The following is a 14922-nucleotide window of genomic DNA, read 5'->3' as shown; positions in this document are numbered from 1 at the left end:
AAATATGTTTTTAGCAAAAGTATCTATCAAAAGACCGGTACTGATCACGATGTTAATCTCGGTTTTCTTGGTCTTTGGAGTTTTAGCATATTTAGGGTTATCCCTCAATTTGATGCCGGCAATTGATTTTCCCTTTGTTGTTGTACAGACTGTCTATGTCGGAGCAGGTCCTCAAGAGATCGAATCCCAGATCAGTCGTCGTATAGAAGATGCAGTTTCCATTATCAGTCAGGTAGATTTTATCCAAACCTATTCAATGGAAAATGTCTCTTTTGTGATGATGCGTTTCAGTATGAGAAAGAGTCAGGAAGTAGCGATCCGAGAAGTAAAAGAAAAAATCGATGCTATCCTGAATGAACTGCCACGAGATGCCGAAAGACCGATTGCTCTAACTTGGGATATCTCTGCTATTCCGGTAATGGATATAGTATTCAGTGGCGAGGTCAGTGGAACCGAATTGTATGATTATGCCGATCAAAGATTAAGAGATCGTTTCTCACAAATAGAGGGTATAGCCCGAGTCGAGATCAGCGGTGGTCAGAAAAGGGAGATCCATGTAGTTCTGAATCGTCAAACTGTAGAACAGAACGCCATATCCTTGCCTCAACTCTCGGGAATCTTAGCTGCTTACAATATGGATATGCCGGGTGGACAGTTTCAACAAAGAGGACAGGAATTTGCCGTTAGATTACAAGGACAAATAGGAGATCTGGAAACTCTTCGTAATCTGGAGATACCAACTATTTCCGGTTTGAGAAAATTACATGAGATCGCAGAGATCATCGATACCGGTTCTGAAATTCGAGAAAGAGCTATCTTTTTTGATAACAGAACAGGGGTTAGAGAAGATAACATCATTCGCTTCAGCTTAATTCCGAGTCCGGAAGGTAACCCGGTTAACATCTCGAGACAAGTACATAGAGAATGGCCTGATATCCTGGCAGAACTTCCGGAAAATATGAAGCTGTATATTGTGACTGATCGAGCCGACTTTATTGAAAGTTCAGTCAACGATACTATGGGAAATATTCTGCTCGGAATACTATTTACCGGTATCCTCTTATTCTTGTTCCTCAATGATCTGCGCTCCACTTTTATTGTCGCTTTGGCAATGCCAACTTCCATAATATCAACCTTTATTTTGATGCAGATCGCCGGTTTTACTTTGAATATGATGACCTTGATGGGATTCTCAACCGCTGTAGGGATCTTGGTTACAAACTCAGTGATCGTACTGGAAAACATCTTTCGTCACAAGAATATGGGGAATACTCGTAAAGTAGCCGCTGATCTGGGCACCTCCGAGATCGCAACTGCTGTAATTGCTTCTACTCTGACCAATATTGTCGTTTTCCTACCCATAGCAACGATGACTTCTATGGCAGGTCAGTTTTTCACCGAATTTGCTCTGGTAGTAACTTTCGCTACTCTGTTTTCTTTATTGATCTCTTTTACTCTTACACCTATGCTGGCATCACAAATTTTGCCACAAAATCAGAAAGATAACCGCTTTAGTAAGAAGATGGAAAAGATTTTCATGAAATGGGAAGCATTCTATAAAAAGATCCTTGGATTCTTGATAAAAAACCGCAAGATCGCGATCTCTTTCGTCGGTTCGGTATTTATTTTGTTAGTCCTGAGTTTCTTTATTGCTGCTGCTGTAGGATTTGAGTTTTTACCATCTCTCGATGAAGGAAATATTAGAGTAGAAGTTGAGCTACCGGAAGGTTATGATCTTTCCGAGACAGCACTTGTAATGGAGCAAGTTAAAGATATTATCTCTCAACATTCGGAAGTAGATTTTATCTTAACTAATATCGGTTCCATCGGTACTCTAAATGTCGGAAGCAACGTAGCTCGGGCAAGTGTCAATCTTATCGCTGCCAAAGAGCGTAATTTAACTACTCGACAGATTGCCGATATATTCATTGAAGATTTATCCGGAATACCTAATACCAAAATAAGAGTTTCAGCCATTTCATCTATAGGCGGTGGAGATTCTCCGATCAACTTTTTTGTAATGGGACAGGATTTAGATCGCTTAGAAGAAATGTCCCAAGAAATCTATGATAAGCTAAAGGATATACCCGGCTTAGCCAATCTAAATACTTCATTAAGACCGGGAAAACCGGAGCTGACTTTCAAACCTAGATTAGACAGGATGTCAGCGGCTGGAGTGACGAGTCAAGAACTGGCTATTAATCTCCGCTCCTCAGTTGAGGGATTAGTCGCAACACAATATCGGGAAGGAGATAGGGAATACGATGTAAAAGTGCTGCTTGATCGCCCTTCTTATGATACTCCGGCAAAAATAGCTGACCTTCCTATTGTTACACAAAGCGGAGTTTATAGTTTTTCTCAGTTAGCAGATTTAGACTTTGCTACCGGCTCCAGTATGCTTTTCCGCAAAGATAAATTTGCTGCCATTGAATTTACAGGGGATCTAACAGGTGGAGCTGTTTTAGGTGACATAACCGGACAAATCAATCAGGTCATCACAAATGAAGTAGAATTACCACCGGGATTTCGTGTAGAATGGGGTGGTGAAAGCCAAATGCTTGATGAAACAATAACAGATATGATCCGAACATTCATCTTGGCTGTATTATTGACTTATATGTTGCTCGCCGCTATCTTAGAGAGTTTTGTCCAACCAATATTTATTCTTGCTACTCTCCCTTTGGCTCTGATCGGTGTTTTTCTGGCTCTCTTTGTAACAGGTCAAACCATGAATATAGTTTCCATGATGGCTATCATCATGCTGGTGGGAATAGTAGTCAATAATGCTATCCTTCTGCTAGATTATACCAATCAACTTGTCCGACGCGGGGATGAAGTCAGAACAGCTCTGCTCATCGCCTGTCCTACAAAATTAAAACCGATAGTAATGGCAACTTTTGCTATAATTCTGGGAATGCTGCCCATGGCTTTGGGAATCGGAACTGCTGCCAGGGAATTCCGGCAGGCAATGGGCATTGTCAGTATTGGTGGTGTAATTGTTTCTGCGCTCTTGACACTATTCATTATTCCATCAGTATATTATTTATTCATTCGAACTAAGCAGGTAGAATAAGTATTTAAGTAACCTCAAGGAAGATTTCAATATGAAAAGGAAGAAAATGATTGCTGAAAAGATCGAACCAATAATGCGTTATTTCTTTATTGTTATAACCATTGCAGCCATTGTTTACAACTTCATTAATTATCAATGGGAGATATTACTCAGTGCCATCCTGACACTCTTACTCTTCCTCTTACCGACTATCTTTTCTAAAAGAACGAAAATCCATATCCCTGCTCTGTTCCAAATAATAATCCTCCTTTTCATCTTTGCTTCTATGTATCTGGGTGAGATCCAGAATTACTTTTACCGGTATAGTTGGTGGGATAGTATGTTGCATTCTATCTCTGCCATTATTCTGGGATATATTGGCTTCTTGTTGATCTATGCCCTCAATAAAGATAAGAATATTCACGTAAAACTCAGCCCCTTTTTCATTGCTCTTTTCACTTTCTGCTTCGCTATGACAGTAGGAGTATTATGGGAAATATTTGAATTTGGTGTTGACACACTATTCGGTGTTAACATGCAGAAAGCACGTAATTTAGAAGAAGTGTACGGGGTTTTCGATACCAGATTAGGGGTTTTAGATACTATGAGAGATTTCATTGTTAATACAATTGGTGCACTTATAGTATCGGTTATTGGTTACTGTTATAGTAAGAAAAAACTGTCCAAAGACATTACCTTTTGGAAACTCAAAGATCAGTTTATCGAAGAGAATCCGGAATTATTTAAAAAATAATCTTACTTTAAAAAGGTTCGAACTCGTTTAATTCCCAATAGTATCTTTCTGCCTCTTTTTGGATGTTGAGAACATCGATGTAATGCTGGGTCTCCCAATGTCCCATTCTGCTGAAAAAGCTTTTCAACTCAGGTTGTTCGGCATCCTGAGCTAAGTTTTTATAGTGTTGTAGAGAATCTTTCTCTAATAAAACAGCTGTAGAAATAGCTGAAAAGAGGGTCTGTTTTTCGCCAATTCTTTTCAGAAATGAATCGCTGAATATCTTTGCTGGATCCGGATCGGGTAGATCTTGTGTATAATCTACTAAATCTTTGTCCTGTTCAATATCATGAGAATAATTCACAAGATAGTTATAATGTTGTTTTTCTTCTTCGACCCTTTCCTGAAAAAATGATCGCACTTCTTCATCTTCAGCACTGTTTAAAGCTTTCTGATAGAGTTCGATACTGTCCCGTTCTGCCATGATTCCTTTTTTAATTGCCTCTAATAATTCAACCTTCTCCATTTTTCCTCCTTCAGTATTCTTTTTCATATCTATTAGATAATATCTAATAGTGTCAATAGCAAATATTTATTCCTCATCTCGGCCTCCTCCTTGTTCTATAAATGGGAACGGCATAAACGACGTTTTTACCGATTTTAAAGAAGAGAAGATGTTATCTCTGATATCTATCTTTGGATGTTGGTCCTGAATTTGGGTAAGAAGGTCTCGCATATACTGGCGCTTGGAGGATATTGATTCTTCGCAAACCGGTTTAGATATCTGCCAACCCTTCTCTTTCTGGAGAGATATTAGCAGTTGTTCTTCAACCAGATAAAGGGGCCTGATAATTTCAAATCTACCTTCAAAAAGAGTTTGCTTTGGTAAGAGAGTACTGATCTCTCTGCTGAAAAGAAGATTGAGCAACAAGGTTTCCACAACATCATTGCGGTGATGACCAAAAACGATCTTCTTGATACCTTTATCGTTAGCATACTCCAGTATTCTCTTCCTTCTCTCTCTGGAACAGACAAAGCATGTATTGAGACTGTTATCAGACTTTTTAATTTGATCATAGATATCGGTCTCGATGACCTCAAGTTTATCTGTAAGGTTATTCTGGGTAATGAAGTCGATACTGAAGCGAGAACTCAATCTGATATGGAGAGCTTCCAGTTTTAGTTGATAATTTTGTAAGAGATGGTAGAGAGCAATTGAGTCTTTACCTCCGGATATTCCTAACAGCACCCTCTCCCCCTCTGAGAAGAGTTGCCATATATCATTTGCATGATCGATCTCACTGATGATTTTCTTTTCTAATCTAGTCATAATAGAACTCCCTGATAAATATCCTGCTGATCCCCTAAATAGTTATGAAAGTAAGCATCAACCACCGATGTGCACAGATTAAAAAAAGGATAAACATAGATGCTCCTACGAAAGGATTAGCAAGGAGAAAAATTGTTTTGAAGATTACATGGTTGATCAACAGGAGTAAAACTTATAGTACTTTTCATATCAATTATCTATCATAATGTATTAAATCGATCAGGTAATACAAAACTGGTGCTGAAGGGGGGACTCGAACCCCCATGGGCAATTCACCCACTAGACCCTGAACCTAGCGTGTCTACCAATTTCACCACTTCAGCTTAAGTTCAGAAAAATAAGAGCCGGTTTTTATCGTCAAGTAAAATGTCTCTCGACGCTATAATCATGCTACCAGTATCTGTTTTGCTGATTCTCTTCATAAGATAAAAACAATAAGTAAAACAAATCCTGCGAGTGTAATGAACTGTATCAGATAATCATGGGCTTTCAGCTTCGATTCGTAAAGATTAGTTCTCTGTTTGGAATATCTGAATCCTTTTAGATCGAGAGCTATAGCCCGATACTTTACATCTGCCAAATTGGTTGTCAGAGCCGGGATCAACAAGGATACCAGAGCAGATAATTTATTTCTGATACTTAATTCTTTCAGATTTATATTCCGTAGATACATCGTCTCACGGTAGGCAATGAACAGGCGATAATAATCGGGAATGAAACGGATGACCGTAGTTACCAGAAAGGAGATCTCGTAGGGTATTCTCCAAGCTTTGAAAGCGAGCATATACTCGGAAGATGAGATGTTAAACAGGAGACCGGCAATCAGGATCAGGTTAATCAACCTCATCCCGACAGATAGACCATACATTACCCCTACATCGGTAACCTTAACAAACCAGATACTCAGATAGACAGCTCCATCTTGTCTGAATAAGATCTGAAGAATAATTATCGCTACTATAGCAAACCAGAAATGCCTTATCCTACCAATTAGCTTACCGAATAGTGATCTTCTGTCTCTTTGTAGCATAAGGAGCAGGATAGCTATAAAAGCCACCATTAGCTGTGTTAAGATGTTTTGTCTGAAAACCGCAATACTAGAAAGCGTTAGAGCTGTTAACAAAATCGTTCGGACATTTATTAGTCTGTGCATACCAACTCTAAGATTGAGAGTTTTTGATTATTTGGCTCTCTCTTATGAAATAGACGCTATTGGTTAATTTATTAAAGAGTTCCGGTCTATGTGTCAGAATTAACATCCCGCTGTTAGTCTCTTTTTTTTCTGCTATTAACTTCATTAACAGTGAGATACCCTGTTCATCGAGAGATGCCGTTGGTTCATCAAGGATCCAGAATTTGTTAGCCAAGAGTGATGAAACAGAGAGCATTGATCTTCTTTTCTGACCGTAACTCAATTCCCAAACAGGTTTGTTGAATAGGTGGGTTATCCCTAATTGATAAAGAGCATTTTCTCTATCCTGTTTTTTCTTTCTATTATCCTCCTCAATAAACCTATTCTGCCAGATCATCAGATCTTCATCGGGTGTAATACCCATAAAATTCCCGATCAGATCTTGCTTTACATAGAGAACTTGATCAATGATCGTTCCCCTTCTTTGCTTGGATAATTCGATATTATCCAGCAAGATCGATCCGGTATAACCCTTTGTTAATCCGGTCAGAATGCGAGCTAATGTTGTTTTGCCGGCTCCGTTCTTGCCAACGATGACAGATATCTCACTTGAGGGTAAGTCAATGTTAACTGCGGAAAAAACATTGATCTCTTCTTCATACGAAAAAGAGAGATTGGAGATGCGATAAATCTTATCCATATTTCAATGCATCGAGATCAATAACTTTAGCTGCTATCTCTCTCACAGCAGGATGGTGTTCAGCGAGGACTATTGTCTTCCCCTCATCCTTCAGTTCCCTTAGATAAGATACAAAACGGTTTATCATATTATCACCTATGCCTGCCGAAAATTCATCAATCAGGATAACAGCGGGTGAGATCGCTAAGATCGCCGCTAAAACTACCAACTTTTTTTCTCCGTATGAGAGAGAGGCGGTAGCTCTTTTACGAAGTTCAACTATATCAAACCTATCAAGAAGATTATCAATTCTTCTTTTTATGTCTTCCCGATCCAAAGCGAGATTTTCCGGACCAAAGGCAATTTCTTCCTCTACAAAGGGCATAAAAATCTGTTTGTCCGGCTCCTGAAAGAGGATATTGATCTCCGTCGCAATCTCTTTGAGAGGTATATTTGATACTGATTCTTGATTGAAAAGAATCTCACCTTTCATCTCCCCACTTATTGCTTGCGGGATTATTCCACATAAGCTATATAGTAGAGTGGTTTTCCCACTACCGTTACTACCTTTGATCAGAATGATCTCTCCTCGATTAAAAGAAAAATTCAACGGCTGCCAGAGAAATTTATCATCACCGGGATAACGAAAAGTGTAGTTATTCAAAGTGAGCATTTTTAGTTACTTCAACTCCACTAAGATAATGTTTTTTAGCCATCTGTTAGGAAAACTGTCCTGCGGAAAAACTAAACGGAATTCACTATAATCAAGAGCTAACAGGACATCTCTGCTCTCTATTTCATCTTTTGAAACTACTATTCTACTGCCATCACGAGCTGTGAAGTAAACTACGCTTATGTCTGCCCATTTGATACTATAATAATTGATCAGATCCTTTACCAGATAACCATAAAATTCAGCCCTGTTATCCATCTTAATGGTCGTTAGGGGTATATTTTCTAAATCGTTGTGGGAAGGATGAATAGTAAGATCTCCCCAAATGATCTGCAGTCCGTTGATATGCTCTAAATCGTGATAACGTATATAGATCAATGATAACAAAACTGCGCTCAAAATAATTAAGACCAGTAAAATGGCTAACCATGCTTTCTTACTGTTTTTCATCTAATACTCCTTGATAGATATCTTCAGAAATATCCGAAAAAATTGCGATAATATCTTCTGCTTGTGCTGTATAGTGAGCTCCACTACAATTTTTCTGATCTTCTTCATAATGACAGTGCATCCCATGATCAGAGAAGATAAAAAAGCTTCCTTTCCATCTGTTTTTCAACTCAGTAATAAAATTGCCTGTTCTCTGAATAGCTTCCAGTACTTCGCTGCTGTAAGGACCAAATCTATGCCCATTATTGTCGATGTCGTGAAAATGGATGAAGACAAAATCATAATCGTTTAAGACTTCCAGAGCAGAGTTAAAGATCCTAACATCGATATTATCATAATGAGCTTGCTTTGTATGTAGTATTTGTTCATAAGGCGAAAAGAAGATCTGCATCTCCCCTTCAATAATAACACCATTTACTCCTGAAAAGAAGAGATCTGCGAAAATCTCTTTCCGCTCTGATAGATTGTCCGGTAATAAATCCCCTGTTCCAAAGGCATAATAGTTATAGATAGTTTTTGGTGGGAAGACCGATCTCATAGGCAAAATTAGCATCTCAGGGAAAGAATTTGTATATCCCATCTCCTCAGCATAATTCCAAAGTTTATAGCCCAAACCGTCAATAAAGATTGCTAAAGTCGGTTTCTCTCCCACAGCTTGTTTTAATTTCGCATTCATATCTAATGCTGAGAGTAGAGGTGGCTTTTCCCAGATAGCTTTCAATAGCTTTCTCTCTTGTTGATCAGGAGAATAGGAAAAGATTAGCTCCTGATAAACAGAGAAATTCTCTGGAGAATCGACTATTCTCCACTCTTCTTCACCGCTACTATATACAAAGAGGATAGAATCAGCTTCTATAGGAACGGTAAATACTTCATCAGATGGATTATAACTACCATAAAAATAACTAGCCCCTTCAGAACCTTGATAATAGATCATCTCCTTGATCAAATCATAGATAGGATAAAAAGATAGTTCCTCGGTATAGCTGAGATGATAAACTCCAAAATGAGAGTTATTGGTCTGAATAACGATCCTTTTAACATCAATTAATCTGGTATTAGTCAGCAGATCAGATAAAAAGAAACCTCTTACTCCTCTCTTTACCTGAAAATCGGCTAAGTTTTCTTCCTGAATAATTATTGTTTTGTTTTGCTCATCGAAGATAAGAATCTCGTAAATCTCCCCTGCGTCGTGTTGTTTTAAGATATCAACTAAATTCCCTGTTTCCCGGATCAAGCTAAAGGTTGCTTCTCCCCCATAGATTTCATAACCGGCAAATTCGTGGAAGTAGTGATAAATGACTAAACTCAATACAATTAGGAACAATAGTATTCCTATGATCAAGAAAATTCGCTTCATTAATCACTATCTCCTTCTGTTTCTCTTGTGAGTAGTTCGAACCGGTGTTTTTTTAATTGTTTTATGATAGCATAGCTAACTATTCCACCTCCAATACCTGAAATCAAAGCAGTTGTGAGAGATATTGCCAATGGAATCGTCGGTAATCTCATTATGAGAAGTGCTACCAGTAACGATCCGACAAGATTAGCACCGGCGCAGATTGTTGTCTGGGCAATGACAGAACTCTTATCTCGAAAGAACAAAGCAACAACCTCCACAGCAACTCCCGGTGCAGTATAGATCAGAATGCTCATCACCCCATGATGACCAAAATGACCAATGATCAGAGTAACTACACCTTGGACAAATGCAGTTAAAATTGCCGAACCTTTACGGGGAACCAATACAACTATCAAACCGAACCAGAGCATATAGAAACCACCCGCTAAAGAACCGCCGGGGATCAGTAGTGGTGCAGAAACCAGATGCACAATAGGGGTAATAACCGGCTTTACCGCTAAACCGAGAGCCGCTATTATCGCTATGATAATCAAATCCTGAGTCGAAAATTTACTCAACCAACGTGACAAAGTAACCTCTTTTAATTTCTATACTATTATCTCAAAGAAAGAAGATCCAGGAAGTGTTCATATTTGCTTTTTTCACCTTTCCAAAATCTTCTCTTCTTAAAGAAGAACAGGGGAGGCAAAGAAGTTTCCCTCTTTACCCTATCGGCAACTGATCATTCCAAATGGGTTAGACCATATTGCTCGGCGTTACTGCTTCATATTTTATCAACCCGAAATGTCAACTAAAATAAGTATTGAATTCAGAGAAGTGTAACTAATTTTTGTTGAAATTATTGCTATAGCAACTATCTTATAATAAGATTGCTTATGATTCTAAATCCTCTGTAGATTAACAAAATCATCTCTTGATAAAAATTAGAACTAAGCCCAAAATGAGCATCGATTAATAGGATAAGGGCATAAATAAATAACTTGACAAATTGGCTTATGACAGTTAACTACAGGCATCTTTGTGGGTGATGAAATAATAAGGAGGATATGCTATGAAAACTATCTTATTAGTACTCTTATTGTCGTTAACGACATGTTCATTATTTAGTGAGTGGACTCACCTTGGCCTTTCTAATCACTTTGTACTCGATTTGACAATCTATGAAGAGTATCTTTATGCAGCAACAGATAATGGTATCTATAAAAAGAACATCGATCAAGAAGACACCTTATGGGTTCATCTGGGATTAGAAGAACAATATGTTAATTGTCTTACAGTATTGAACCATGAAACTATAATTGCCGGAATGAGTTTCTTAAATTCCGAACACCCTATTCTTCGAACCGATAATGGCGGAATATTGTGGTATCCTTTTTCTGAAGGGATAGATCCCGATGATTTTTACTTTCAAACTCTATCTATAGACTATCATCCGGAAACTCCTCATATAATATTTTCTACCGGTATATCTTATGTTCTCAGATTGATTGAACCCTCTAACATATGGGAATTAGTAGCCGGAGACTGGAGTATGATAGCTTTAGGATATCATTTTGTAAAAATTCACCCTGAACATCCTAATCTTATCTGAGTTGGCGGAGAATATGGTTCTTTGACCCCATTTCTGTTAAAATCTTATGATGGTGGTGATAACTGGTTAGAATTCAACCTTGCTACATTAGTTGGCGGAGATAATGCCTCTGAATCTATAGCATTCGATCCTGTTGATGATCAAACACTTTATGTTGGTATGGAAGGCAGAGTGATTAAAAGTACTGATGGTGGTTATAATTGGACTGTAATGATGGAAAGTGAATTTGATATCTGGGGAATGGCTGTCAGCAAACATAATAATCAGATCGTCTATGCTTCATCGCATCAAAGATATGTCTATGAAGATTTTCTCCTTTATATTAGTTCTGATAGTGGAGAAACTTGGGATGTGGTAAACGGTGGATTCGGCAAAAGAATGACTTATAGTTTAGAATACCGTGCTCTTGAAGGATTAGATGAACTGTTTCTTGGCACTATAGGAGACGGCGTTTTCAGATACAGAAATGAGATAGATGAGGTCTCTACGGAAGAAGAATTTATTATCCCGAGCAAATCTTTACAGATAACGAATTATCCGAATCCCTTCAACTATCGAACTACAATTCGGTTCAGTCTTCCTGAATCGGCGAATGTCAATCTCTCTATATATTCTATTAAAGGGAACCGTATAGTAACCCTTCTTGATGATTCTTTACAAAACGGAGACCATTCTATCGTATGGGATGGAGCAGATAAAAAGGGCAATCTCTTACCAAGCGGGATTTACTTCCCTGTGTTAGAAACAGAGACAGAAAAAACTATAGGGAAAATGCTGCTATTGAAATAGATCCTTCCTATGAATGACTTCGTCGAGCTCGGAAGCAGCCACGAAGAAGTGTTTTCCTCGGTCTTTCTGCAACAAAAAGTTTGACTCAATTTCTTGCTATTTAATAGTAATCAGCAATTATTATTAGAGAGATTCGAATAGGAAAAATATGCTTAAAGTCGCGATAACCGGAGCCAATGGTTTTGTTGGTAGTAACTTAGTAAAATATTCCCTTGAAAAAGGGTGTCAGGTTACCGGTTTAGTCCGACACACTGCCAATTTGTCCTTATTACCTAAAAACTATACAGCAACTAAAGTTGACTATTGGGATAGTGAACAGGTTAAATCTGTTTTGCATGATCAAGATATCATCGTTCATAACGCAGCCATAACTCGAGGTAAGAACTGGCAGCAATTCTATCAACAGAACGTTGAACTTACTAACCATTTAGTAAAAATATTCAATGAGATCCAGTCGCTCAAGCAATTCGTCTTTATCAGTAGTCAGGCAGCAGCAGGAGTATGTACAGGAACTGCCGGGAAGAGAGAACATGAGGAGTGTTTACCTGTCAGCTATTATGGTAGAAGCAAACTGCTGGCAGAAGAAGAGATAATGAATAACTGTCGTAAGAATTGGACAATAATCAGACCTGCTTCTGTTTTCGGTGCAGGAGATGCAGATTTCTTGCAGTATTTTAAACTCGTTCGCTCCGGTATATCTTTTATCATTGGTTTTCGACCGAGATACATCAGTCTCATTCATATCTCCGGTCTGGTTGATATGGTATACAGAACTTTCGATAATCCCCAAGCTTTTAATGAGATCTTTTTTGCTTCCTGCAGCTCATTTTATAGCTGGGAAGATTTCATCAGCGCTTTAGAAAAAGCAATGGGAAAGAAAACTTTACGTATTAGAATTCCTGAATTTCTTGTCTATCCAGTTGCCTTGTGGGGAGAAGTTAAAGGGGGGTTAAGCAAGAGAGCTGCTTTGATCAATTTGCAGAAGGTAAGAGAAATGAAAGAAGGAAATTGGATCTGTGACGTTGGAAAAGCTAAAGAATCTCTCGGATTTGATTTAGAGAGTAACCTTACAGAAGAGTTGCGACAAACTTATGAGTGGTATAAGGAACAGGGTTGGCTATGAAGAAGTATCTGATCATTTTAACCTTTATCACAATACTATCGATTATCCTTAACATCTTCCCAACTCAATTATATGCTTGTATCAGATGCGAGATCCTCGCTCAACTTGATAATTCGGAAATTGTCCCCCCGCAAGTTATTAATCGTACCCCTCTTTATTATCCGCAAGAGTTGCAAGATGAATTGATCATGGGCAGAGTTGTATTAGAGGTTACTGTACTGGCTGACAGTACCATTGGTTATATTGGTATCATAGAATCTGTCCCCGAACTGGATAGTCTGGCAATAGCTAACGTTATGGAATGGACTTTTGAGCCGGCTTACAGAGACGATGAACCGACCATCGGGTTGTTAACTGTCGAAGTCAATTTCATCCCTGATTTTTTGGAGATAGACGAAGAGATCGCCTTAGCCGACACAATCATGATAGATACGGCAGAGATAGAAAGATTACAGGACAAGATAGAAAAATTCATTGATACGCGTCAAGAACCGATCAATCATTCTTTGAATCTAGTCAACGAACCATTTTATTGTGAAAATTATCATATCATATCATGGCAGAGAAGAGTACCGTATATCAAGAGAGACAATTTTTCCATAATTCCGTCACAAACTCTGTCTTCTCATATTTTCCAGAATTACTATCCCCTTTATAAAGCAGATGTTTCAAAACATAGCTGGTCTTTCAGTTCAACTGAATATACTCTTCCTGTTACCTTTATTGAAGGTTATGCAGGAATCGGGTTTCTTGATATGGACTTTGCTCATATCAATCTGGGAAAGAACAACGCTCTAAACATTGACGATCTGCAGATCTGGGCTACGCTTCTTTTTCAGGATGGATTCTGGATGGGGGTTAATGAAAAAAGCACCAATTTAGCAATTAACTTGAAATATCCTTTGGGAAGACATAGGTTCTATTGGAACTCTCTCTTTATCAGTCAGGATATCCCGCCGGTAAAAATCAGCAACCAATATGAGTATATTACCAATCTTCCCTATGAAGAGAAGATCAATGAACATTCAGTATTTTGGGAAAATCCATATCTTAATTTAGGTTTAAGGTATGAAACTATGGAATACCGTAAGATACCAGAAATAGAAAGACCAGAGAGGACTCTTTATCAATTATTGCTCAACCGTACTTTACATTGGCGAAATCACCGGATCAATCTCCAATACGAATATTTTGATATTGATGAGACAGAATTCTTTAGTTATCCATATCTGACTACAAAACATAAAGATATAAGAAAAATCTGGTATAGCTACGGTAGTGATCAGATAAAATTTGAAACAGAAGCATTTTCCGGTATGGGATTTAATTATCATTCCCACAGCCAATTGAGTTACCACCCAGCTGAATTGTACTCCGTTGGTCTAGGATTGTTAGATAGTGAACCGAGATTCAATCAACAAAATAGTGTTAGTACACTGATCAAAAACGATCTTTATGCAACATTGAATATCAATACATCATTTGGGCACTTCAAAACATCATTTGGGCAGAGGAAACAGAGGCAATACGGATTATCATATCATTACTTGGATGATTTTCTTGATCCGGAAGAAGAACTGATAAGTTCAGGAAATGAAAAGACTGTAGATTTATCTACACCTTATGTAAGTGGAGAATTTGAAGTGACCCAAAGCTTGGGAGTTACCGATTGGTTATTAGCTGGTTTTGTGACGTCAAATGTGAATAATGAACTCGATTATCTGCCTCGTTGGTATGGTAAAACAAATCTGGAATGCCGTTATAACCTACTGCATAATAATGCTATTACAGCAGGATTGATATATCTTCATACAGAAGAGTACTATACGCCAATCCGTAAAGTACCGGCAACTAATGTCCTTGATGGTTATATTAGAATCAGCATCACTAGATTATTCGATATTCAGGCAGATGCTAAGAATCTTCTGGAGACAGATGCAGTCTTTGGTTATCCTGTAGCCGGGATTCACTGGAATTTAGGAATTCGTTGGTTCTTCTTTAACTAAA

14 protein-coding genes, 1 tRNA gene and 1 riboswitch are annotated in these 14922 nt (G+C 38.2%); of the genes, 6 read left to right on the top strand and 9 right to left on the bottom strand.

Going from position 1 to position 14922, the window contains the following annotated elements:
* Positions 1–4 precede the first annotated feature (4 nt).
* Positions 5–3073, top strand: a complete 3069-nt coding sequence (locus K0B81_00160) for an efflux RND transporter permease subunit (GenBank protein ID MBW6515012.1) — start codon at positions 5–7, stop codon at positions 3071–3073.
* 46 nt (positions 3074–3119) lie between these two features.
* Positions 3120–3806 (top strand): hypothetical protein, encoded by a 687-nt coding sequence (locus K0B81_00155; GenBank protein MBW6515011.1) that lies wholly within the window; start codon positions 3120–3122, stop codon positions 3804–3806.
* Between the two features lie 7 nt (positions 3807–3813).
* Here the strand turns inward: K0B81_00155 and K0B81_00150 are convergent, their stop codons facing one another.
* The 9 genes from K0B81_00150 to K0B81_00110 form a co-directional block, all read right to left on the bottom strand.
* On the bottom strand, positions 3814–4311 hold the full coding sequence (locus K0B81_00150) for a hypothetical protein (protein ID MBW6515010.1): 498 nt from the start codon (positions 4309–4311) through the stop codon (positions 3814–3816).
* A gap of 66 nt (positions 4312–4377) precedes the next feature.
* Positions 4378–5115, bottom strand: a complete 738-nt coding sequence (locus K0B81_00145) for a hypothetical protein (protein ID MBW6515009.1) — start codon at positions 5113–5115, stop codon at positions 4378–4380.
* A 235-nt stretch (positions 5116–5350) separates the two neighbouring features.
* Positions 5351–5438: transfer RNA gene (locus K0B81_00140), tRNA-Leu, on the bottom strand.
* A 95-nt stretch (positions 5439–5533) separates the two neighbouring features.
* Positions 5534–6268: an energy-coupling factor transporter transmembrane protein EcfT gene (locus tag K0B81_00135; GenBank protein MBW6515008.1), complete on the bottom strand. Its 735-nt coding sequence runs from the start codon at positions 6266–6268 to the stop codon at positions 5534–5536.
* 7 nt (positions 6269–6275) lie between these two features.
* Positions 6276–6947 (bottom strand): energy-coupling factor ABC transporter ATP-binding protein, encoded by a 672-nt coding sequence (locus K0B81_00130; GenBank protein MBW6515007.1) that lies wholly within the window; start codon positions 6945–6947, stop codon positions 6276–6278.
* On the bottom strand, positions 6940–7599 hold the full coding sequence (locus K0B81_00125) for an energy-coupling factor ABC transporter ATP-binding protein (protein MBW6515006.1): 660 nt from the start codon (positions 7597–7599) through the stop codon (positions 6940–6942). Before K0B81_00125 ends, K0B81_00130 begins: the two co-directional genes overlap by 8 nt.
* A 6-nt stretch (positions 7600–7605) precedes the next feature.
* Positions 7606–8049 (bottom strand): hypothetical protein, encoded by a 444-nt coding sequence (locus K0B81_00120; GenBank protein MBW6515005.1) that lies wholly within the window; start codon positions 8047–8049, stop codon positions 7606–7608.
* Positions 8036–9409 (bottom strand): alkaline phosphatase family protein, encoded by a 1374-nt coding sequence (locus K0B81_00115; GenBank protein ID MBW6515004.1) that lies wholly within the window; start codon positions 9407–9409, stop codon positions 8036–8038. Before K0B81_00115 ends, K0B81_00120 begins: the two co-directional genes overlap by 14 nt.
* Positions 9409–9981: an ECF transporter S component gene (locus K0B81_00110; GenBank protein ID MBW6515003.1), complete on the bottom strand. Its 573-nt coding sequence runs from the start codon at positions 9979–9981 to the stop codon at positions 9409–9411. Before K0B81_00110 ends, K0B81_00115 begins: the two co-directional genes overlap by 1 nt.
* A 57-nt stretch (positions 9982–10038) precedes the next feature.
* A riboswitch (molybdenum cofactor riboswitch) is annotated at positions 10039–10179 on the bottom strand.
* Positions 10180–10463: 284 nt separating this feature from the next.
* On the opposite strand from K0B81_00110, the gene K0B81_00105 reads away from it, so the two are divergent.
* The 4 genes from K0B81_00105 to K0B81_00090 all read left to right on the top strand — a co-directional run bounded on the left by K0B81_00105 (position 10464) and on the right by K0B81_00090 (position 14921).
* On the top strand, positions 10464–11003 hold the full coding sequence (locus K0B81_00105) for a hypothetical protein (GenBank protein ID MBW6515002.1): 540 nt from the start codon (positions 10464–10466) through the stop codon (positions 11001–11003).
* A gap of 21 nt (positions 11004–11024) precedes the next feature.
* The gene (locus tag K0B81_00100; protein MBW6515001.1) at positions 11025–11792 is read left to right on the top strand and encodes a T9SS type A sorting domain-containing protein; all 768 of its coding nucleotides are present in this window, start codon (positions 11025–11027) and stop codon (positions 11790–11792) included.
* Positions 11793–11940: 148 nt separating this feature from the next.
* Entirely contained in the window at positions 11941–12915 is a 975-nt protein-coding gene (locus tag K0B81_00095) for an NAD-dependent epimerase/dehydratase family protein (GenBank protein ID MBW6515000.1), read from the top strand.
* A complete protein-coding gene (locus K0B81_00090) occupies positions 12912–14921 on the top strand; it encodes an energy transducer TonB (GenBank protein ID MBW6514999.1) in 2010 nt (669 codons plus the stop codon). Before K0B81_00095 ends, K0B81_00090 begins: the two co-directional genes overlap by 4 nt.
* Position 14922 lies beyond the last annotated feature (1 nt).

It is taken from the genome of Candidatus Cloacimonadota bacterium, from assembly GCA_019429305.1.
Classification (GTDB): Bacteria; Cloacimonadota; Cloacimonadia; order Cloacimonadales; family JAJBBL01; genus JAHYIR01.
The sequence above is the reverse complement of the archived record's forward strand: the minus strand, read 5'-3'. Positions and strand labels throughout refer to the sequence as shown.